Genomic DNA, 21,541 nt, shown 5'->3' with positions numbered 1-21,541 from the left:
GTGCGCGACGATTATTTTCTGATGGGGCGCTGGATGGCGATGTTCAAACGCAGCACGACGACTGCGAAAGGCTTTGATTGGGCCGGCCTTGGCTGGTTATTCCTGTTTTTCTGGTATTTCTCTGGGATTACCCAACTTCTTATCCAACTGACCGGCACGTCCGGCTTCAGTGGTTTCCGCCAGGCGTTCTTCATGAGTGCGCTGTGGCTGGCGCCGATGTTGCTGTTCCCCCGGCAAACACGCCTGCTCGCTGCCTTGATCGGCGTGGTGCTGTGGGCCTGTTCCATGGCCAGCCTGGGTTATTTCTTCATTTACCAGCAGGAATTTTCCCAGAGCGTCATCTTCATCATGTTCGAGTCGAACATTTCTGAAGCGGGCGAATACGCCACCCAGTACTTTGCCTGGTGGATCGTGCTGGCGTTCATCGCCCACACTGCCTTCGCGGTTTTCCTGTGGACACGCCTGCGCCCGGTGTACTTGCCTCGCGGTCAGTCGATCGTGGCGGCGATCGCCATTGTGTTGGCCGTGGTCGGCTACCCGCTCGTCAAGCAGATCGCCACCAGCGAAACCATGGAACTGGCCATCGACCGCTTCGAAACCCGGATCGAACCGGCCGTGCCGTGGCAGATGATCGTCGCCTACCGCCGTTACACCGAACAGCTGGACAATATGCAAGGCATGCTGACCAGTGCCAGCCAGATCCCACCGCTGAAGAACCTCAAGGACAGCATGGCCGGCCAGCCGTCCACCCTGGTGCTGGTGATCGGCGAGTCCACCAACCGCCAGCGCATGAGCCTGTATGGTTACCCGCGTAACACCACGCCGGAACTGGACAAGCTGCGCGACCAACTGGCGGTGTTCGACAACGTCATTACACCGCGCCCGTACACCATTGAAGCGCTGCAGCAGGTACTGACCTTCGCCGACGAAGAAAACCCGGACCTGTACCTCAAGACGCCGTCGATCGTCAGCGTGATGAAACAGGCCGGCTACAAGACCTTCTGGATCACCAACCAGCAAACCATGACCAAGCGCAACACCATGCTCACGACCTTTTCCGAACAGGCCGACGAGCAGGTGTACCTCAACAACAACCGGAACCAGAACGCCCGTCAATACGACGGCGATGTACTGGCCCCGTTTTCCAAGGCCCTGGCCGATACCGCCGAGCGCAAGTTCATCGTGGTGCACCTGTTGGGCACGCACATGAGCTACCAGTACCGTTATCCGCAGACGTTCGACAAGTTCACCGACCGCCAGGGCGTGCCGCCCGGTGTCAGCGATGCACAGCTGCCGACGTACAACAGCTATGACAACGCGGTGCTGTACAACGACTTCGTGGTGTCGAGCCTGATCAAGGACTACGCCAAGACCGACCCCAACGGCTTCCTGCTGTACCTGTCGGACCACGGCGAAGACGTGTTCGACTCGGCCGGCCATGACACCCTGGGCCGTAACGAAGGCAAGCCGACCGCGCCGATGTACACCATTCCCTTCATGGCCTACGCCTCGCCCAAGTGGCGCGAAAGCCACGATTGGAGCTTCGCCGGCGACCTGCAACGGCCTTACAGCAGTTCGCAGTTGATCCACACCTGGGCGGACCTGGCAGGTTTGAGTTTCGATGAACTGGACCACAGCAAAAGCCTGGTCAGCGACAGCTTCAAACCACGCCCCTTGCTTATCGGCAACCCTTACGAGACCAAGCAAAAGGCGTTGATTGATTTCAGTCTGATCAAGCCGAAAAAGGCCGACAGCACCGACGTGGTGGCCAAGTAACCAGCGGCTCGTAACAAGAAGATAACAATCATTCTCGTTTAAACCTAAAGATCCGCGCCTCCTTTCGTCTTTGAGCCATGCCCACCCCATCCGGGGCGGCTCAAAGACGACAAGGAGTTTGCCGCGATGCTCGCGCCGTTTACCCGTTCCATCACCTTTACCCTTGGCCTGTTCAGCCTTGCGCTGAGCCCTGAACTGCTGGCCGAAACCGATCCCGAACACACCCCCGCCAACGCTCTCGAACTGGGCGCCACCACTGTCACCGCCGAAGGCCTGGGTGCGACCACCGAACACACCGGCGCTTACACCACCGGCTCCATGAGCACCGCCACGCGCCTGAACCTGTCGATCAAGGAAACCCCGCAATCGATCTCGGTGATCACGCGCCAGCAGATGGACGATTTCAACCTCAACACCCTGACCGATGTGTTGCGCCAGACCACCGGTGTCAACGTCCAGCACAATGATTCGGACCGCGTGTCCTATACCGCCCGTGGTTACGGCATCAACAATTTCCAGATTGACGGAATGCTCAACACCTTCGGCTACATGAAGAGCGACGCCGACACCATTATCTATGACCGTATCGAAGTGGTGCGTGGCGCCACCGGCCTGACAACCGGCGCGGGCGACCCCTCGGCCACCGTCAACATGGTACGCAAGCGCCCTACCGCCCAATGGCAGGCGAAAACCGGGATCAGCGGCGCTACCCATGACAACTACTACAGCTACCTCGACGTCGGCGGCCCGCTGGCCTTCGACGGCAAACTGCGCGGGCGCAGCGTCCTGGCCTACCGTGACAGCAAATCCTTTCGCGACAACTATGCCCTGCAGCGGGCGGTCGGCTACGGCATTCTCGAGGGTGACCTTTCCGACGACACCGTGCTGGCCGTAGGCTTTGATTACCAGGACAAGCAGGTACAAGGCACCTCCTGGGGCACCGTGCCGTACTGGAACAGCCAGGGCGGCAAGGCCGGACTGTCGCGCTCCACCAATATGGCGGCGCACTGGAGTTCCTGGCCATTGACCGACAAAACCACCTTCGCCACCCTCGATCATCGGTTGGGCGGCGACTGGCACCTGAAGGCGGCCTACACCCATCGCCAGAGCGATACCGATGGCAAGGTGTATTACGGCGGCGCGGGGTTCCCCAATGCCGACCGCAGCGGCATGACCGCCTGGGCCAGCCATATGCGCGGCACCTCGAGAATGGAAGCCATCGACCTCAACCTGGCCGGCAGCTACGCGTTGCTGGGCCGTGAACACGCGCTGATGATGGGTTATGGCGAGGCCGCGCAGCGGGACAGTTCGCCCTTCATGCGCACCGACCTGCCCTCCAGCTACTACTCCATCGAGGACTGGAAACACATGGGCGGCATCGGCAAGTTCAGCGATTACGTCACCGACCTCAAGGGTGAACACAGCAAGAAACAACAGAAAGCCGGTTACCTCGCGACTCGACTGAGCCTGACTGACCGCCTGCACGCCGTACTCGGCAGCCGCTACGGCAGTTGGGAGCTGGAAAGCGCTACCCCCAAATACGACTCCAACGATCAACTGACCGCGTCCGGCAAAACCGGGCAAACCCATAATGACATGTGGACGCCCTACGCCGGGCTGCTTTACGACATCACGCCGCAATACACCGTCTACGCGAGCTACACCGACATTTTCAAGCCGCAGGATGCGCGTGATGCCAACAAGAAATACCTGGAACCGGTGGTGGGCAGTAACTATGAGGTGGGGCTCAAGGGCAGCGTACTCGACGAGCGTCTGAACCTGGCCGCCGCGTATTTCTGGAGCACCCAGGACAACGTCGCCGAGCGGGACGACTCGGTGCCGCGCAACCCGGCCACCGGCGAGGAGTACTACAAGTCCGGCGGCAAGGGCAACAAGGTGAAGGGCTTCGAGCTGGAAGCGGCCGGGGAAATCACCCCGGACTGGAACCTGACTGCGGGCTACACCTACACCCATTCGGTGAATGGCGCAGGCACGCGCAACAACACCGGCCAGCCGTTGAGCCTGTTGAAGTTATCCAGCGCTTACCGCCTGCCGGGGGCCTGGCGCAACCTGACCGTGGGCGGCGCGGTGAATTGGCAGAGCGAGATGTATGACTTCGGCGACCGGCCCACGGGGGCGCGCAACAGCGAAGGCAGACCGATAACCACGCGGGAGAAAATCACGCAACAGGGCTACACCGTGGTCAACCTGATGTCGCGCTACCAGTTCGATGAACATGTTACGGCGTCGGTTAACGTCAACAATTTATTTGATAAGAAATATTACGAACGCGTTGGCTTTTATAACGGCGTGTATTGGGGCGATCCACGTTCAGTCACGCTGGCACTTGACTGGCGGCTATAACGCCCCCTCGCGAAGTTAACAAAATTGTTAACTTCGCAGGTGAACTTCGTTAATTCCCACTTAATAGGATAACGCCATAGTCGCCCCACGATCAGATCAGGGAGTGACCGATCACCTATCAATCTAAATGGGAATACCGCCATGAAACTTTCGACCTTGATGCTCGCCAGCCTGATGACCCTGACCTCTGCCGCCGCCTTTGCAGAAGGCGGCTCAGAGCGTTCGAAAGAGTTCTACAACAACTTCAGCTTCATTCAGGAAAAAACCCACGGCAAGGCTGAACAACAAGTTGCGTCCGCCGATGGTAAACCGGTTAAAGCCACTACTGCCGAAACAGCACAACCCAATAGTTAATTAATGTTGAGTTAATCCGCAACACCCTCTGCCATTCCGCTCCCTTGGCAAAGGTTTATCAGGCGCCATTCAATGGCGCCTTTTTTTACCCTGTTTTTATTACAGCGCCTTGCTCCAGAACAACATGCGGCCATGGGCGGGATCAAATACCGAATCGTCGAAACCGAACTTGCGATACGCCGACTGTGCCAGCTCATTGCCTTCAAGCACTTCCAGGGTGATTTTGCAGCATCCGCGCTGCCGGGCGATTTCCTCGACTTTCTGCAGCATCTTCTGGCTCAATCCCAAGCCACGAAACTGTTTCGCCACCACCACATCATGAACGTTGACCAAGGGCCGACAAGCGAATGTCGAGAAGCCTTCGAAGCAATTGACCAGCCCGGCTGGCTCACCCCCGACGAACGCCAGCACACTGAACGCATAGGGGCGCTTGGCCAGTTCCCCAGGCAGTTGCTGCAACAGGTCGGCTTGCAAGGTGTGCCCGCCGCCCATTGGATCTTCAGCATAGTGGTTGAGCAACGAGCCGATGGCGTCGGCGTGCACCGCGTTGGTGTAGCTGGCTTGCAGCACCAGGATGTCAGGGGTGTCCATTTCCGTCCTCGATAACGACAACCAGGGAATCGAATCCCTTTGAGAGGGGTGATTGTAGGCATGGAGTCGGCGGCAGATGAAGGCGATTAACGACAAATGCCTGACAGAAAACGCCCAGGTTGCAGGCATCCAAAGCCCTGGCCGAGGTCAGGCGCCGAAGCGCTGCAGCTGCATTTCTCGCAAGCGGCTCAAGGTGCGCCGAAAAGGAAACGCCAGGTAGCCTTCGGTATACAGACGGTCCAGTGGCACTTGGGCCTCGATGAACAACGGCACCTTGCGGTCGTAACATTCATCCACCAACGCTATAAAGCGTCGCACGCTGTCGTCGTGCACCGACAGCTCCGGCAAGTGACGGTCCCCTGCGACAACGCGCTCGGCCCCGTCTTCGGTACCCCGGGCGATTCGCCCCGGGCGCTGCGGTGCGCTGAGGTTGGGCACCTGCGCCAACAGGATGGCCTTGAAGCGATCACACAGCAGCATGAAATCCATCGCGGCCAGCGGCTGCTCGCAGAGTTCGGCGTAACGGCACCACAGTACCGCGTCACTGGCCTGCACCGCCGTAATAGTGCGATGACCCACGTTCACCACCCTCCCCTCGCTGACCGTTTGCCCCGCGCTCAGTTGCCTGAACACCGTGGCCAGTGCCTCCGGCTGATTCACCCAGTAGCGCTGCAGGCCCACACCGGCGTGCAAGCGATGATCCTCGCCACCGTCCACCGCCACCACCTGCATATGCTGCTTGATCGCCGCGATCCCCGGCACGAACCGGTCGCGGTTGAAACCCTCGGCGTACAGCTGCTCAGGCGGTTGATTGGACGTACAGACCATGACCACGCCCTCCTCGAACATCACCTGGAACAGACGGCCGAGAATGATCGCGTCACCGATGTCATTGACGAACAACTCATCGAAACACAGCACGCGCACGTCCCGGCTCAGTTCCCGCGCCAACGCCTGCAGCGGGTCCTTGATACCGCTGAGCTGGAACGAGCGCTGGTGTACCCAGCCCATGAAGTGATGAAAATGCTGACGCCGCGCCGGCACGCGCAGGCTTTGATAGAACTGGTCCATCAACCAGGTCTTGCCGCGCCCCACCGGCCCCCACAGGTAAACGCCGGCAATCGGCGAATGGCTCTGGTGCAACGCCTGGTGACAGGTTTGCAAGGCCTGCACCGCCGCGTGCTGGGCGTCGTCGGGCACGAAACCCTGCTGGGCGATGGCATCTTGATAAGCGGCGAGCGGCGAGTCGAAAGTCATGGCGCCAGTATGACCTACTACGCGAAGGCCAGCCGCGCAGTTTTCGCCGTCAACCCAGCTCCGCAGGCGCTTGGCATCTGAGGAGGGTCGACGGCCTCGGCCAGCGCTGCGACTTGCGCGCACGTTTGCAAGGCGCAGGTCAGCCAACTGCCCGGCCCGACGTTCAGCCGGTCGTCACGCTCCGGGCCCACCGGGCTGTACAGCAGCGGGCAAGACGGCGCCACCCACAAACGATCGCCCAGTTTTTCGTGGGCGCGCTGCAAGGTCGCCAGGACCTTTTCCAAGTCGCAGCGCCCTAGGTTGAGACCGTCGACCACGCCCAGGGACAGCACCTTGTACGCCGGCAGGCGGTCGAGGATGGTCGGGTATTGCTCCGGCGCCCGCACCAGATCGATGTGCAGGCCATCGACCGGCAGGTTGGCGGCCAGGCCGAGGTTTTCCTCCAGCCCGCCAAAGTAGGTGGCGACCAGCTTTTTCAGCGGGTCGCGCTGGATCAGGTTATAGGCGCGCTCAAAAGCATTCTTCCAGGCCTGCGGCAGGTCGAGCACCAGGATCGGCTCGTCGATCTGCACCCACTCCACGCCCAGCTCGGCCAGGCGCTGGAAGATCTGACCATACAGCGGCAGCAGGCGGTCGAGCAGCTCGAGCTTGTCGAAGTCAGCGCCCTTGGCCTTGCCCAGCCACAGGTAGGTCAGCGGGCCGATGACGACCGGCTTGACGCTGTGCCCGAGATCGCGCGCTTCCTGGACTTCTTCGAACAACTGTTCCCACCCGAGGTGGAATTGCTGGTCGACGCTGAACTCCGGCACCAGGTAGTGATAGTTAGTATCGAACCACTTGGTCATTTCCTGAGCGTGAGCACCGCCGCAGCAGTTATCGCTGACGCCACGCGCCATGCCGAACAACGTCTGCAACGTGGCTTGACCATCGGCTGGGCGAAAACGCTCGGGGACTACGCCAAACATCAGCGAGTGGGTCAGCACCTGGTCGTACCAGGCGAAATCACCTGCGGGCAGCAGCTCAATGCCCGCTTGTTTTTGCAGCGCCCAGTGGGCCTTGCGCAAGTCACGGCCCACGGCACGCAGGCCGGCTTCGTCGAGTTCGCCCTTCCAGAACGCTTCCTGCGCTTTCTTCAGTTCACGGTCGCGTCCAATGCGCGGGAATCCGAGGGAATGAGCGACTGCCATGACTTACAACTCCACTGTAGGTATTCAATGGCAGCCATTGTCGGCAGATGCCGATAGTGAGACAAACTCATTTTATTTTAGATGATCACAAGTTCCACTCATGTTTAAACCGGGAGTGATCAGTCAATCGGATCAGTCAATCAACCCATGAGCGTCATAGAACGGATACGGGCCGGGGTAATCCCCGAACACGCCGTTGTGGCTGAGCAACCCCTGTTGCGCGTCCCAGCGATGCAACAGATATCCCGCCGGCTCCAGGTTGAAATGCGCGGGCGCGGCGTCTTGCAAATCCAGCACGATCTGATGGGAGGTGCCGGGGCACACGCAGCTCAAGCTGCCACCAAAGCGTCGCTGCATCGGCCGGTGCAGGTGCCCGCACAGCAGGCGTTCAACTTGCGGGTGGCGCGCCACGACTGTTTCCAGGGCGGCGGCATTGATAAATGGTTCGCGGTCCATATGGCCGATGCCGCTCATAAACGGCGGGTGGTGCAGAATCAGCAAGGTCGGCGCATCCCGGCGTCGCGCCAGTTGCTCGTCCAGCCATTGCAACTGGCTGTCCAGCAATTGCCCGCCATGGCCACCGGGGATGGTCGAGTCCAGGCCGATCAAACGCAGCGGATGCTCGTCCACCACCCAGTCCAGCGGGCCCTCTGCCGACGTCGGCAAATAGGCGTGATCACGGAATGCTTCGAGCAACGGACCGCGTGTGTCGTGGTTGCCTGGCACCAAGTAGCACGGCATGTGCAGGCGTGCGAGTTCGGGGTGCAGCACGGCGTACTCATTGGGGCGACCGAAGTCCACCAGGTCGCCGCTGACCACCACGATATCGGGCCGTGGATGGCTGGCGTTGAGGTGGTCGACGGCACGACGCAGCGCGCCCAGGGTATCGACGACGCCATAGGTGAGGCGCTCGCCGGCTTTAAGGTGCAGGTCGCTGATCTGTGCAACAAGAAACGTACGATTCACAAACAGACTCTCACGCATTCAGGGTGAACAACATGTGCGGCGCGATCGCCAGGGCAATCGGCGCGCCGACGGCGTACAGCTGGTTGTCGCTGCTGTCCACCAGCAGCGGTTGCCGACCCCCCACCTCCACCAGCAGGCGGCTTTGCGCGCCCTGGAAAAACTGTGCGAGCAGATGGCCGTGCAGGTGCCCTTCGCCTTCCATGACCCGCAGGTGTTCGGGGCGGCAGTACACCGTGGTGGGTTGACTGGCCGCGTGCCACGGCAGCACACCGCCGCTCACCTTCAAGCCATGGACCGACTGGTCCAGCACGTGAAAGGCATTCAGGTTGCCGACAAAACCGGCGACAAATGCATTCGCCGGTTTCTGGTAAATGTCCCGTGGGCTGGCCAGTTGCGCGACGCGGCCGTGCTCCATCACCAGGATGCGATCACCCAGGGCCATGGCTTCGCCCTGGTCGTGGGTGACGAACACCGAGGTGATGCCCAGGCCACGCAGCAATTCATTGAGCTCACTGCGCAGGCGCTCACGCAGTTGCGCATCGAGGGCTGCCAGCGGTTCATCCAGCAACAGGACCTTCGGGCGCGGCGCCAGGGCACGGGCCAGGGCCACGCGTTGACGCTGGCCACCGGACAATTCGTGGATGCTGCGCTTGCCATGCTGTTGCAGGCCCACCAGCTCCAGCAATTCGTCGCAGCGCTTGTTGCGCGCAAGCACCGACATCCCGCGAATCTTCAAGCCGTAGACGATATTGCCGGCCACATCCAGGTTGGGAAACAGCGCGTAATTCTGGAACACCATGCCCACGTCGCGACGCTCGATGGGCAGGCGCGTGACGTCGTCGTTGCCGAAAAACACCTGGCCCACATCCGGGCGCTCCAGCCCGGCGATCAGGCGCAAGGTGGTGGTTTTGCCACAGCCCGATGGGCCAAGAATCGCCAGGGTTTCGCCGCCTTCGACGGTCAGGTCCAGGTCATGCACGGCCACGGTGCCGTCGGCGAATGCCTTGCGACAGCCTTGCAGGCGGATAGTGATAGCGGTCATCGACGCTCTCCACGGGATAAACGGGCACTGATGGCCTGCAATGCAATCAGCAGCGGTACGATCATCAGCAAAAAGATAAGGGTATAGGCGCTGGCGATTTCCAGGCGCGCCGAGGCGTAGCTGTCGGCCAGGCCGACCGGCAAGGTCTTGGTCATCGGTGTGTGCAGCATCCAGGTCAGGTTGAACTCACCCAGGGACAAGGTGACCACCATCAGCACACCCGCCAGAATCCCTGCCCGGCTGTTGGGCACCACCACGCTGAAAAAGCGTTTGATGGGCCCGGCGCCAAGGCTGGCCGCCGCCTCTTCCAGCACCGGCAGATGCTGGCGCTGCATCACCGCCATCACCGGGCGCACCAGGAACGGCAAGGTGAACAGCACATGCCCCACCAGGATGAACAACCAACTGCTGCGAAACGTGCCGAACTGGCCGTAGGTGAGCAGCAAGGCCAGCGCACTGGCCAGGCCCGGCATCGCCACCGGCAGCACCATCAGTTCCTCGAAGGCGCGGCTGAAGCGGTTGTTCATGCGCACCAGGGCGTAGGCCGCCGGCACGCCGATCACGCAGACGCACACCGCGCAGGCCAGGGCCAGTTGCAACGATAGCCATACGGTCGGCGAATAGGCCTGCCATACCTGCACCAGCCAATCGAAGGTCAGTCCACTGGACACGCCGACGAAGAAATTGCGCGTCAACCCGGCCAGCAACGACATCAGCACCGGCACCAACATGAACGCGCACACCAGCAAGGTGAACAGCAGTTGAATCACAAACAGCGATGAGCGCTTCACAAGACCGTCCCCGCGTTTTTCACCAGGCGTCGCGTGAGCAACAACACCGCCCAGGTCACCGCGCCAAGCACCACCGACAACGCGGCGGCGACGGCAAAGTTGGCGTAATTGGTGAACACGTTGTAGATCGCCACCGGGGTGACGTTCAGCCGCGTGCCCAAGGTAAAGGCCGTGCCGAAGGCGCCCATGGACGTGGCAAAACAGATTGCCCCGCAGGACGCCAGCGCCGGCGCCAGGCCCGGCACGATCACGTCGCAGACCACGCGCCAATGCCCGGCGCCCAGTGAATGCGCGGCTTCTTCCAGGCTACGGTCGAGGCTTTCGCAGGCCGCCATCACCGTGAGGATTACCCGTGGAATCGAGAAATACAGGTAGCCGACAAACAACCCGGCCAGCGAATAGGCAAAGATCCAGCGCTCACCGGCCAATTGCAGGCCGAGCGACGCCAGCAGCCCCTGGCGCCCGGCCAACAGGATGACCAGGAAGCCCACCACCACCCCGGGAAACGCCAGGGGAAACGTGAGCAAGGCCACCAACGCCGAGCGCCCGAAAAACCGCTGGCGCGCGAGAAACACGCCGCTGATGCCGCCAATCAATAACGCCGTGAACGTCACGACGATGGCCAGCACACAGGTCTGCGCCAGGCTGCCCAGGTACTGCGCGCTGCTGAGCACCTGCCAATAGCCGCTGCCGTGGCTGTCGCGGCTTTCGCCGCCGAGCACGATCAAGTGCGCCAGCGGCAGCATCCAGAATGCGAACAGCACCGCAAAGGCCGGAGCCAGCGCCCAGGCCGCACGTTTTGCCGATGTGGCCACTTACTTGACCTCGTTCAGATAACGGGCCGCGAAGGCTTCCTGCACGGCGGCCATTTTCTGGTAGTCCACCACGCCGGCGCGCGCATAGTCGCTGTCGGGCAGGAACTGCGCGGCGACCTCAGCCGGCATCTGCACCGGGCGTACCGGACGCAAGTAAGCCTTGGCCCAGAGTGCCTGGCCTTGATCCGACAGCACGAAGTCCAGCACCTTCTCACCATTGGCGCGGTGCGGCGCGTTGGCCACCAGGCTCATCACGTAGGGCACACTGATGCTGCCCTCTTTGGGGATCACGAAGGCAACGTTGGCGTTGTCCTTATAGCGGGCGCGGTAGGCGTTGAAGTCGTAGTCCACCAGGATCGGCAATTCGCCGGACAGCACCCGCGCATAGGCGGTCTGCTTGGGCACGATGGGCGCGTTTTTCGCCAGTTTCTGGAAGTAGTCGATAGCCGGGGCGAAGTTGTCCAGGTCGCCGCCCATTGCGCGGTTGATCGCCACGGCAGAGACGTAACCGACGAAGGCGCTGGACGGGTCCAGGTAGCCGACCATGCCTTTGTATTGCGGCTTGAGCAGGTCGGCCCAGCTTTGCGGCACCGGCAGGCCACCCAATGCATCGACGTTGACCATGATGCCCAAGGTGCCGGAGTGAATTGCGAACCACTGGCCCGCCGGGTCTTTCAGGCCGGCGGGGATCTGCTCCCAGCCCTTGGGTGTGTAGCCGTCGACCACGCCGGCTTTTTGCGCCTGCAGGCCAAAGGTCACCCCGTAGTACACCACGTCGGCGACGGGTGCAGCCTTTTCGGCCACCAGTTGCGCCAGCGATTGGCCGGAGTTCTTGTTATCCAGCGGCACTTGCACGCCGGTGCTGGCGGCAATGGCCTTGAGTTGGGTGCCCCAGTCGGCCCAGTCCGGCGGGCAGTTGTAGCAAATCGCGGTGTCGGCGGCCTGGGCCAGGCTGGCCATACCACACAGCAGCACGGCGGCCAGGGTTTTACGCAATGCGCGCATCAAGGGATTCCTCGTGGGGTTGAGTGCTTTCGCCCGGCCGGATATGGCAAGGCAGGCAATGGGAAATCGGGGCGTTGCCGGCGATCTGCGCCAGCAATTGGTCAATCACTGTGCTGGCGAGCAGCGCGATGGGCTGCACCACGCTGCACAGGGTTGGGTGCATCTGGGTGCCGAGGTCAATGCCGTCAAAGCCCATCACCGAGAGTTGCTCGGATACGTGCCAGGCGTTGCGACGCAGTTCGGCGATCAGGCTGATGGCGAGGAAGTCGTTGGAACACACCAGTGCCGTGGGCGCCGCGGGGCCTTCAAGGTACGGCTGGATGGCGACGAATTCAGCCTGGGTGTGCGCGGGCATTTCGATCACCGGGCGGCTCTTGAGACCGTAGGCTTGCATCGCGTCGCAGTAACCGGCGTAACGCAGGCGCGCACGGTCGGACTGCAACGCGGGGCCCGCAACCATGCTGATGCGCCGGTGCCCTGCTTCCAGCAGATATCGGGTGGCCATGGCCATGCCGGCGCGGTTGTCGACCGACACGGCGCTGTAGCTGGGGTTGCTCGGTTGGTGGTAGGCCAGCACGAATGGGGTCTGTTCGCTGGCGAGGCTGTTGAGCACGCTGTTGCTCTCGGCATCGGTGACCGTCAGTACCAGGCCGTCGACACGTTGGCGCAGCAGTTCTTCCACCACCATGCTTTCGCGTTCAGCGCTGTAGTCGGTAGTCGCCAGCACCAGGCTGTAGCCGCGCAACCGCGCGGCACGTTCCATGGCCTGGAACTGTTCGGCGAACACCGGATTGAGCAAGTTGGGCACCACCACGCCAATCAACCGGGTTGTTTGCAGGCGCAGTTGGCGACCGAGCAAGTTGGGCCGAAAGCCCAACTCACGGGCAGCGGCAAACACCTGCTCGCGGGTGGCCGGGCGCACCTGGTCGGGGGAGGCAAAGGTGCGGGCGGCAGTGGCGCGGGATACGCCAGCCAGCTGCGCAACGTCTTTCAGGTCAGTCATCGTCACTCGCTTGAGATCGATCTCATTGGCGAGGACAGTAACGGGGGAATGTGGCAGGAAGGTGGTGGGGAGATGACGGTTTGATGTCAGTGAAGCCTGGCTACACAGCGTTGATCGTTCCCACGCTCTGCGTGGGAACGCCGCCTGGACGCTCTGCGTCCCGCTTGTGAGGTGACGCGGAGCGTCATGGGATGCATTCCCACGCAGAGCGTGGGAACGATCAGTAGTCATACTCAGTGGTTAAGATCGTAAAACCGGCGCAGCAAAATCCGCCGGCTAACCTTTCGATTCGATCCAAGTGCGGGCACAATGCGTGTCCTTTTTTGGCAGGCACCGCCGCAGGCTCTCAAAAATGATCAAAACGCCGTACTACCTCATCGATAAACAGAAGCTTCTGGTCAACATGCAGAAGATTGCCTACGTGCGCGAGCAGTCCGGCGCCAAGGCTCTGCTGGCGCTCAAGTGCTTTGCCACCTGGTCGGTGTTCGACCTGATGCAGCAATACATGGACGGCACCACCTCGTCGTCGCTGTATGAGTTGAAGCTCGGTCGCCAGAAGTTCGAAGGTGAAGCGCACGCCTACAGCGTGGCCTGGGCCGACGATGAAATCGAAGAGATGCTGGAGAACTGCGACAAGATCATCTTCAACTCCATCAGCCAACTGCAGCGTTTTGCCGAACGTTCCGAAGGCAAGACCCGTGGCCTGCGCGTCAACCCACAGGTGAGCAGCTCCGATTACCTGCTGGCCGACCCGGCGCGTCCGTTCAGCCGCCTGGGCGAGTGGGACCCGGTGAAGATCGACGGCGTGATCGATCAAATCTCCGGTTTCATGTTCCACAACAACTGCGAGAACGGCGATTTCAGCCTGTTCGACAGCATGCTCGGCACCATCGAAGAACGCTTCGGCGCGCTGCTGCACAAGGTCCAATGGGTCAGCCTCGGCGGCGGCATCCATTTCACCGGTGAAGGCTATGCGCTGGATGCGTTTTGCGCACGGTTGAAGGCATTCTCCGAAAAGTATGGCGTGCAGGTATACCTGGAGCCCGGCGAAGCGGCGATCACCAACAGCGCGTCCCTGGAAGTCACCGTGCTCGACACGCTCTACAACGGTAAAAACCTCGCCGTGGTCGACAGCTCCATCGAAGCCCACCTGCTGGACCTGCTGATCTACCGCCTCAACGCCAAGCTGGCGCCGAGCGAGGGTGAGCATACCTATATGGTGTGCGGCAAATCCTGCCTGGCCGGCGACATCTTCGGCGAGTATCAATTTGATCGTCCGCTGGCCATCGGCGATCGGCTGTCGTTCATCGACACCGCTGGCTACACCATGGTCAAGAAAAACTGGTTCAACGGCCTGAAAATGCCGTCCATCGTAGTGAAACAACTCGACGGTACAGTCGAAGTGGTTCGTGAATTTGGTTACGACGACTACCTGTCCAGCCTTTCGTAAGCTGGCGGATATAGGAGAAATAAAGCAATTGAAAAAGAACGTTCTTATCATTGGTGCAGGAGGTGTCGCCAAGGTGGTGGCCCACAAGTGCGCGCAGCACAACGACGAACTCGGTCGTATTGCTATCGCGTCGCGCAACATCTCCAAATGCCAGGCCATCATCGACAGCGTCAAGGCCAAGGGTAGCCTCAAGGTACCCGCCGACATCCAGGCCTTCGCGCTGAACGCCCTAGACGTGGAAGCGACCAAGGCCCTGATCCGCGAGACCGGCTCGCAGATCGTCATCAACGTGGGTTCCGCGTTTCTCAACATGTCGGTGCTGCGTGCCTGCATCGATACGGGCGTGGCTTACCTCGACACCGCCATCCACGAAGAGCCGGGCAAGGTCTGCGAGACCCCGCCGTGGTACGGCAACTACGAATGGAACCACCTGGAAGAATGCAAACAGAAGAACATCACGGCCATCCTTGGCGTGGGCTTCGACCCGGGTGTCGTCAACGCGTACGCCGCGCTGGCGCAGCAACAGCATTTCGACCGCATTGATTCGATCGACATTCTCGACGTCAATGCCGGCTCCCACGGCAAATACTTCGCCACCAATTTCGACCCGGAAATCAACTTCCGCGAGTTCACCGGACAGGTGTGGAGCTGGCAGAACAGCCAGTGGACCAGCAACACCATGTTCGAAGTCAAACGCACCGACGACCTGCCGGTAGTCGGTTCGCAGAACCTCTACCTCACCGGCCACGATGAAGTGCACTCGCTGTCGAAAAACCTCGACGTGCCCAATGTGCGTTTCTGGATGAGTTTCGGTGAACACTACATCAACGTATTCACCGTACTGAAAAACCTCGGCCTGCTTTCCGAGAAGCCCGTCAAAACCGCTGAAGGCCTGGAAGTGGTGCCGTTGAAAGTGGTCAAGGCGGTACTGCCTGACCCGTCATCGCTCGCACCGGGCTATACCGGCAAAACCTGCATTGGCGACCTGGTCAAAGGCACCCGGAACGGCCAGCCGCGCGAGATGTTCATCTACAACGTGGCTGATCACGAAGAAGCCTTTGCCGAGACCGACAGCCAAGGCATCTCGTACACCGCAGGCGTCCCACCGGTAGCCGCTGCGCTGCTGGTGGCGCGCGGCGAGTGGGATGTCAAACACATGGCCAACGTCGAGGAACTGCCGGCTGAGCCGTTCCTCAAAGCGCTGGACGTGATGGGCTTGCCGACTCGGATCAAAGACGAGCACGGTGATCGCGCCTGGGATGCGATTGCCTGACCGGCGATAGCTGACCGAACAAAAGAATGCGCCCGATTGGGCGCATTTTTTTTGTGGGAGGGGGCTTGCCCCCGATGGCGATGCATCAGCTACAACTGAGCCGGCTGACACACTGCATCTGGGCCAAGCCCTAATGCCAGTCAGTTAAGGACGAACACTGTACCTGTGGCGAGGGAGCTTGCTCCCGCTGGGCCGCGAAGCGGCCCCAAAAATGGAACTGCTGCGCAGTCCAGCGGGAGCAAGCTCCCTCGCCACAGGTTACTTTTTACCCTTTCTACTTCTTAACTGACTGGCATTAGGGCAAGCCCCCTCCCACATCAGGTTTTGTGGTGCAGGGGTAAACCTTACTTCGACACCGGCATCGCAAACTCCGCGCCCTGCTCGATGCTCTCCGACCAACGCTGCATGATCGATTTCTGCTTGGTATAAAAACGCACGCCCTCGGTGCCATAGGCATGCATGTCGCCAAACAGGCTTTTTTTCCAGCCACCAAACCCATGCCAGGCCATCGGCACCGGGATCGGTACGTTGATGCCGACCATGCCCACTTCGATGCGCCGCGCAAATTCGCGGGCAATGTTGCCGTCGCGGGTGAAGCAGCTGACGCCGTTGCCGAACTCGTGGTCGTTGACCAGTTTCACTGCGGCGGCGAAATCATCCACGCGCACGCAGGCCAGCACCGGGCCGAAGATTTCTTCGCGGTAGATACTCATTTCCTTGGTGACGTGGTCGAACAGCGTCGCGCCAAGCCAGAAGCCGTTTTCCAAACCCGCTTCGGTGGGCACGTAGTCGCGGCCATCAAGCAGCAGTTGCGCGCCGGCTTGCACGCCTTGCTCGATATAGCCGCTGATCCGCTCCAGGGCAGCGCGGGACACGATCGGGCCCATTTCGGCCTTGAGGTCGCGGCCATCGGTAATGCGCAGTTGCTTGGCGCGTTCGGTCAAGGCAGCGATGACCTTGTCACCCACATCGCCCACCAGCACCGCCACCGAGATTGCCATGCAACGCTCGCCGGCACTGCCGTAGGCGGCGCCCATCAGGGCATCGACGGTGCGTTCGATATCCGCGTCGGGCATCACCACCATATGGTTTTTCGCGCCGCCCAGGCCTTGCACGCGTTTGCCGTTACGCGCACCGCTTTCGTAGATGTACTGGGCAATCGGCGTGGAACCGACAAAACTCACGGCCTTGACGTCCGGGTGTTCGATCAGCGCGTCCACCGCTTCCTTGTCGCCCTGCACCACGTTGAACACGCCCTTGGGCAGGCCCGCTTCGCGCAGCAGCTCGGCCATGAACAACGAGGCGCTCGGGTCGGTGGGGCTTGGCTTGAGAATGAAGGTATTACCCGCCGCAATCGCGATCGGGTACATCCACATCGGCACCATCACCGGGAAGTTGAACGGCGTGACGCCGGCCACCACGCCCAGCGGCTGGCGCATTGTCCAGTTGTCCATGCCACGGGAAACCTGGTCGGAATGTTCGCCCTTGAGCAGGTTGGGAATGCCGCAGGCGAACTCGAGGATGTCGATACCACGGTCGACTTCGCCCTGGGCATCGGTAAACACCTTGCCGTGTTCGGCGACGATGATGCGTGCCAGGTCATCCTTGCGTTCACGCAGCAGGTGCAGGTATTCGAACAGCACACGGGCTCGGCGGATCGGCGGGGTGTCGGCCCAACCGGCAAAGGCGGCCTGGGCGGCGGCGACGGCTTCAGCCACGGTCTGGCGGCTGGCCAGGGCCACGCGCGCGGTGACTGCGCCGGTGGCCGGGTTGTAGACGTCCTGATAGCGATCATCGCGGCTCACGCGCTGGTCGTTGATGTAGTGCTCAAGGGTAATCGGCATGGCAGGCGATCCAGGTGGTTGGCGTTGGTACACACCTTAGGCTTTCGCTTTGTTCCGAACCAGAGCAGAATCTTGAACTTATTGTGCATCCTGGCGAACAATACTCCCATGGAAAAAGCAGAGATCGAAGGGCTGTGGACCCACATCCATTGGCTTTCAGTGCTGGAAGAACACGGCACCTACACCGCCGCTGCCGCGCGCCTTGGGGTGAGCAAGTCAGCGGTGAGCCAGCGGATTTCCGACCTGGAAAAGGCCACCGGCGCCCGCCTGGTGACGCGCACCACGCGCAGCGTACGGCTGACCGATGCGGGGCTGTCGTTGACCCGCGAGGTGCGCAGCGCCTATGAACACATCGCTCGCAGCTTCTCTGCGGTGCGTGACCTGGCCGGCGAAGTGCGTGGCCTGGTGCGGCTGACCGCCCCGGTAGCGTTCGCCCGGCAACAGCTGGTGCCGCATCTGCCGCAATTCCTGCGCCAATACCCGCAGGTGCGCATTCAGCTGGACGTGTCCGACGCCTTGAGTTCGCTGGCCGCCGAAGGTTACGACCTGGCCGTGCGCCATGGTTTCCAGATCCCCGAGACCCATGTGGCCTGGAAGCTCTGCGACACCGCCTCGGTGCTGGTCGCCACCCGCGATTACCTGCAGCGCCATGGCGAACCCCGCGAGCCGGGTGATCTGTCGGCGCACAACTGTCTGTTTTACCCACGGGGGGCCGACCAGCCGGCCTGGACCTTCGAACGCGGCAGCAAACACCTCGAACGCCTGACCGTGCCCATCGCCGGCAGCTTCGCCACCAACAACAGCGAAGCCCTGCGCGACGCGGCGCTCAATCACCTGGGCATTGCCCTGCTGCCGGATTTCAGCGCCCATGCGGCGCTGGCCGAGGGCAAGCTGGTGCAGGTATTGAAGGGGTGGACGCTCAAGGGCGCATTCGCCGATGAAATCTACCTGATCCGCCCCTACTCGCCCCATGTGCCGAAGGCAGTGAGCGCGCTGGTAGGTTTTTTAAAGGCGCAGTTGGCGGGTGGGTTTCGATTCGAGGGCTGAGGCGGCGCACAAAAAAAGGCCCGGCGACGCACGCGGATGCGTCACCGGGCAAAGCGAAGCGACCGGCTTCAGAAACGTGGCTTGACGGTTTTCCACGTCGGTTGGTAGCGCTTCATCTGTTTCACATCGTCACGCTGGCGGATACCGCAACTGAGGTATTGGTCATGCAGCTTGCCTAACTGATCGTGGTCCAGTTCCAGGCCCAGCCCCGGCGCGCGAGTGATGCTCACGCAGCCGTCGACGATGGGCAGTTTGCCGCCCTTGATCACCTCTTCATCCGGCTCCTGCCACGGGTAATGCGTATCGCAGGCATAGTCGAGGTTGGGCACCGACGCCGCGACGTGGGCCATGGCCATCAGGCTGATGCCCAAGTGTGAGTTGGAGTGCATCGACACGCCCAGGCCAAAGGTGTGGCACATCTTCGCCAGCACTTGGGTGTCGCGCAGGCCGCCCCAGTAATGGTGGTCGGCCAGCACGATCTGCACGCTGTTCAACGCCACGCTGCGGCGGAACTCGTCAAAATCGGTGACCACCATGTTAGTCGCCAGGGGCAAGCCGGTTCGCTTGTGCAGCTCGGCCATGCCCTCCAGGCCGGGGGTCGGGTCTTCGTAATATTGCAGGTCATCGCCGAGCAGTTCGGCCATGCGAATCGAGGTGGCCAGAGACCAGTTAGCGTTCGGGTCGATGCGTAGCGGCACACCGGGAAAGGCCTTTTTCAGCGCCTTGATGCAGCGCACTTCATGCTCGGGTTCCAGTGCGCCGGCCTTGAGCTTGATGCTTTTGAAACCGTAGGTCTCGAGCATGCGCCGGGCCTGGGCGACGATCTGCGCTTCAGTCAGGGCTTCGCCCCAGCTGTCGGGCTTGTAGGGCGAATCAATGTGTTCGGCGTATTTGAAAAACAGGTAGGCGCTGAACGGGATCTGGTCACGGATCGCGCCGCCGAGCAGGTCCACCAGCGGTACATTCAGCGAATGCGCCTGCAGGTCGAGAAACGCCACTTCGAACGCCGAATAGGCATTGCTCACGGCTTTGCTGGCATGGGAGCCCGGCGCCAGTTCCGCACCGGCCACGCTCAGCGGTTTATGCGCGGCCACGGTGGCCTGCACGATAGCGCGCAGGCCATTGAGGTTGAACGGGTCCAGGCCGATCAGCTGTTGCTGTACCTGTTGCTGGATCGCCAGCGCCGGGGCATCGCCATAGCTTTCGCCGAGGCCGATGTAGCCGGTGTCGCTTTCAATCTCGATGATCGAGCGCAGCGCGAAAGGCTCGTGGATGCCGCTGGCGTTCAACAGCGGCGGGTCGCGAAAGGCAATCGGGGTGACGGTGACGCGGATAATTTTCAAGAGACGGCTCCCTGTGGATCTGAAGACAAAGGGTGAGGCGCGGTGGATGGGTTGGACGGTGTACCGCCACGCGGTGCGGTGCGGGCAAAGAACACCACCACCGCCGCCACCAGCGAAGTGGCGGCCAGGCCGTAGAGCCCGCCCTCGATGGACCCGGTGGTCTGCTCCAGCAAACCGAAGGTGGTAGGCGCGACGAACCCGCCCAGGTTGCCCACCGAATTGATCAACGCAATCACCGCCGCCGCGATCCGCGCATCCAGGTAACCCTGGGGAATCGGCCAGAACAGCGCCGACGCGGCCTTGAAGCCAATCGCGGCAAAACAGATGGCGACGAACGCAAACACCGGCCCGCCCAGGGTAGACATGAACATGCCGAACGCCGCGATCACCAGCATCAGCGACACCCAGGCTTGCTGGTGCTTCCACTTGCTGGCCAGCGCCGCGAAGCCGTACATGGCGACGATGGAAATCAACCACGGAATGGCATTGAACAAGCCCACCTGGAAGTCACCCAGGTTGCCCATTTTCTTGATCATGCTCGGCAGCCAGAAGGTGGCGCCGTAGATGGTCAGGGCGATGGAAAAGTAGATAAAGCAGAACAGCGCGATCTGTTTGTCGGCCAACAGCTTGAACATCGACGGCCGCACGCACTGGCTCGCCTCGCGCGCCTGCTGCTCCAGCGCAATGGCACTGACCAGCGCGTGTTTTTCTTCGTCACTGAGCCACTTGGCCTGATGGGGATGGGACTGCAACCAGAACCACACAAACCCGCAGAGCACGATGGAGGCGAAGCCTTCGATCAGGAACATCCATTGCCAGCCATGCAGGCTGAACCCGCTGACATTCAGCAGCGCGCCCGACACCGGCCCGGAGATCACTGAGGCAATGGCCGAACCGCTGAGGAAAACCGCCATGGCCTTGCCGCGCTCGCTGGCCGGCAGCCACTGGGTGAAGTAGTAGATGATGCCGGGAAAGAACCCGGCTTCGGCGGCGCCGAGCACAAAGCGCAACACGTAGAAACTGGTTTCCCCCTGCACAAAGGCCATGCCCATCGCGGCCGCGCCCCAGGTGAACATGATGCGCGTCAGCCAGGCCCGCGCGCCGTAGCGTTGCAGCAGCAAATTGGATGGCACTTCGAAAATCGCATAGCCAATAAAGAACAACCCGGCGCCCAAGCCGTAGGCCGCCGCGCCAATGCCCAGGTCGGTTTCCATATGGCTGCGCACGAAGCCGATATTGACCCGGTCGATGTAGTTGACGATGAACATCACCACGAACAGCGGCAGGACATGGCGCTTGACCTTGGCAGCAGCGCGGGCGAGCACGCTCGGGTCTGGCGGATTGTGAAGGGTATCCACGGGCAACTCCCAGTCATTGTTTTTTTAGGGATCGTTTTTTTAGGGATTGTTTTTTCTAGGGGCAGACCGATGATG

The 21,541-nt window shown here is 61.4% G+C and carries 17 protein-coding genes and 1 pseudogene; 6 read left to right on the top strand and 12 right to left on the bottom strand.

All coding sequences use genetic code 11. The features are described from left to right. Positions 1 to 33: 33 nt before the first annotated feature. From C4J86_RS10690 to C4J86_RS10680, 3 genes are all read left to right on the top strand, one after another. Positions 34 to 1,776 carry a phosphoethanolamine transferase CptA gene (locus tag C4J86_RS10690; protein ID WP_124370351.1) on the top strand — a complete coding sequence of 581 codons (1,743 nt, stop codon included), beginning with the start codon at positions 34 to 36 and terminating at the stop codon, positions 1,774 to 1,776. A gap of 126 nt (positions 1,777 to 1,902) precedes the next feature. Next, on the top strand, positions 1,903 to 4,140 hold the full coding sequence (locus C4J86_RS10685; RefSeq protein ID WP_124370350.1) for a TonB-dependent siderophore receptor: 2,238 nt from the start codon (positions 1,903 to 1,905) through the stop codon (positions 4,138 to 4,140). 141 nt (positions 4,141 to 4,281) lie between these two features. After that, on the top strand, positions 4,282 to 4,494 hold the full coding sequence (locus tag C4J86_RS10680; RefSeq protein ID WP_124362381.1) for a hypothetical protein: 213 nt from the start codon (positions 4,282 to 4,284) through the stop codon (positions 4,492 to 4,494). A gap of 99 nt (positions 4,495 to 4,593) precedes the next feature. Here C4J86_RS10680 and C4J86_RS10675 read toward each other — a convergent pair whose 3' ends face one another. From C4J86_RS10675 to C4J86_RS10635, 9 genes and pseudogenes are all read right to left on the bottom strand, one after another. Continuing rightward, positions 4,594 to 5,085, bottom strand: coding sequence for a GNAT family N-acetyltransferase (locus C4J86_RS10675; RefSeq protein WP_124370349.1), 492 nt, complete (start codon positions 5,083 to 5,085; stop codon positions 4,594 to 4,596). 147 nt (positions 5,086 to 5,232) lie between these two features. After that, entirely contained in the window at positions 5,233 to 6,342 is a 1,110-nt protein-coding gene (zapE, locus tag C4J86_RS10670; RefSeq protein WP_124370348.1) for a cell division protein ZapE, read from the bottom strand. Positions 6,343 to 6,398: 56 nt separating this feature from the next. Continuing rightward, positions 6,399 to 7,529 (bottom strand): annotated as a pseudogene (locus C4J86_RS10665) (5-methyltetrahydropteroyltriglutamate--homocysteine S-methyltransferase); the annotation flags it as partial. A 132-nt stretch (positions 7,530 to 7,661) separates the two neighbouring features. Continuing rightward, positions 7,662 to 8,495 carry a phosphodiesterase gene (locus tag C4J86_RS10660; protein ID WP_124370347.1) on the bottom strand — a complete coding sequence of 278 codons (834 nt, stop codon included), beginning with the start codon at positions 8,493 to 8,495 and terminating at the stop codon, positions 7,662 to 7,664. 10 nt (positions 8,496 to 8,505) lie between these two features. Continuing rightward, complete coding sequence (locus tag C4J86_RS10655; protein ID WP_124370346.1) at positions 8,506 to 9,537, bottom strand: ABC transporter ATP-binding protein; 1,032 nt, start codon at positions 9,535 to 9,537, stop codon at positions 8,506 to 8,508. Beyond that, a complete protein-coding gene (locus tag C4J86_RS10650) occupies positions 9,534 to 10,328 on the bottom strand; it encodes an ABC transporter permease (protein ID WP_124366629.1) in 795 nt (264 codons plus the stop codon). The genes C4J86_RS10655 and C4J86_RS10650 overlap by 4 nt, the downstream gene beginning before the upstream one ends. Continuing rightward, positions 10,325 to 11,143 (bottom strand): iron ABC transporter permease, encoded by an 819-nt coding sequence (locus C4J86_RS10645; RefSeq protein ID WP_124370345.1) that lies wholly within the window; start codon positions 11,141 to 11,143, stop codon positions 10,325 to 10,327. The genes C4J86_RS10650 and C4J86_RS10645 overlap by 4 nt, the downstream gene beginning before the upstream one ends. Next, positions 11,144 to 12,148, bottom strand: a complete 1,005-nt coding sequence (locus C4J86_RS10640; protein ID WP_124370344.1) for an ABC transporter substrate-binding protein — start codon at positions 12,146 to 12,148, stop codon at positions 11,144 to 11,146. Further along, positions 12,132 to 13,151 carry a LacI family DNA-binding transcriptional regulator gene (locus C4J86_RS10635; protein ID WP_124370343.1) on the bottom strand — a complete coding sequence of 340 codons (1,020 nt, stop codon included), beginning with the start codon at positions 13,149 to 13,151 and terminating at the stop codon, positions 12,132 to 12,134. The genes C4J86_RS10640 and C4J86_RS10635 overlap by 17 nt, the downstream gene beginning before the upstream one ends. A gap of 352 nt (positions 13,152 to 13,503) precedes the next feature. On the opposite strand from C4J86_RS10635, the gene C4J86_RS10630 reads away from it, so the two are divergent. Both C4J86_RS10630 and C4J86_RS10625 read left to right on the top strand, forming a co-directional pair. After that, a complete protein-coding gene (locus tag C4J86_RS10630) occupies positions 13,504 to 14,601 on the top strand; it encodes a carboxynorspermidine decarboxylase (protein WP_124370342.1) in 1,098 nt (365 codons plus the stop codon). Positions 14,602 to 14,629: 28 nt separating this feature from the next. Further along, on the top strand, positions 14,630 to 15,874 hold the full coding sequence (locus tag C4J86_RS10625) for a saccharopine dehydrogenase family protein (protein WP_124370341.1): 1,245 nt from the start codon (positions 14,630 to 14,632) through the stop codon (positions 15,872 to 15,874). A 344-nt stretch (positions 15,875 to 16,218) separates the two neighbouring features. On the opposite strand, the gene C4J86_RS10620 is transcribed toward C4J86_RS10625, so the two are convergent. After that, the gene (locus tag C4J86_RS10620) at positions 16,219 to 17,718 is read right to left on the bottom strand and encodes a CoA-acylating methylmalonate-semialdehyde dehydrogenase (RefSeq protein ID WP_124370340.1); all 1,500 of its coding nucleotides are present in this window, start codon (positions 17,716 to 17,718) and stop codon (positions 16,219 to 16,221) included. Between the two features lie 108 nt (positions 17,719 to 17,826). Between C4J86_RS10620 and C4J86_RS10615 the strand changes: the two genes are divergently transcribed. Next, positions 17,827 to 18,765, top strand: a complete 939-nt coding sequence (locus C4J86_RS10615) for a LysR family transcriptional regulator (RefSeq protein ID WP_124370339.1) — start codon at positions 17,827 to 17,829, stop codon at positions 18,763 to 18,765. Positions 18,766 to 18,833: 68 nt separating this feature from the next. On the opposite strand, the gene C4J86_RS10610 is transcribed toward C4J86_RS10615, so the two are convergent. Both C4J86_RS10610 and C4J86_RS10605 read right to left on the bottom strand, forming a co-directional pair. Beyond that, positions 18,834 to 20,108, bottom strand: coding sequence for a glucarate dehydratase family protein (locus C4J86_RS10610; RefSeq protein ID WP_124370338.1), 1,275 nt, complete (start codon positions 20,106 to 20,108; stop codon positions 18,834 to 18,836). Next, positions 20,105 to 21,466, bottom strand: a complete 1,362-nt coding sequence (locus C4J86_RS10605; RefSeq protein ID WP_124362366.1) for an MFS transporter — start codon at positions 21,464 to 21,466, stop codon at positions 20,105 to 20,107. The genes C4J86_RS10610 and C4J86_RS10605 overlap by 4 nt, the downstream gene beginning before the upstream one ends. Positions 21,467 to 21,541 lie beyond the last annotated feature (75 nt).

The organism is Pseudomonas sp. R2-7-07 (genome assembly GCF_003852355.1).
Classification (GTDB): domain Bacteria; phylum Pseudomonadota; class Gammaproteobacteria; order Pseudomonadales; family Pseudomonadaceae; genus Aquipseudomonas.
This window is presented reverse-complemented; position numbering and strand designations above follow the sequence as displayed.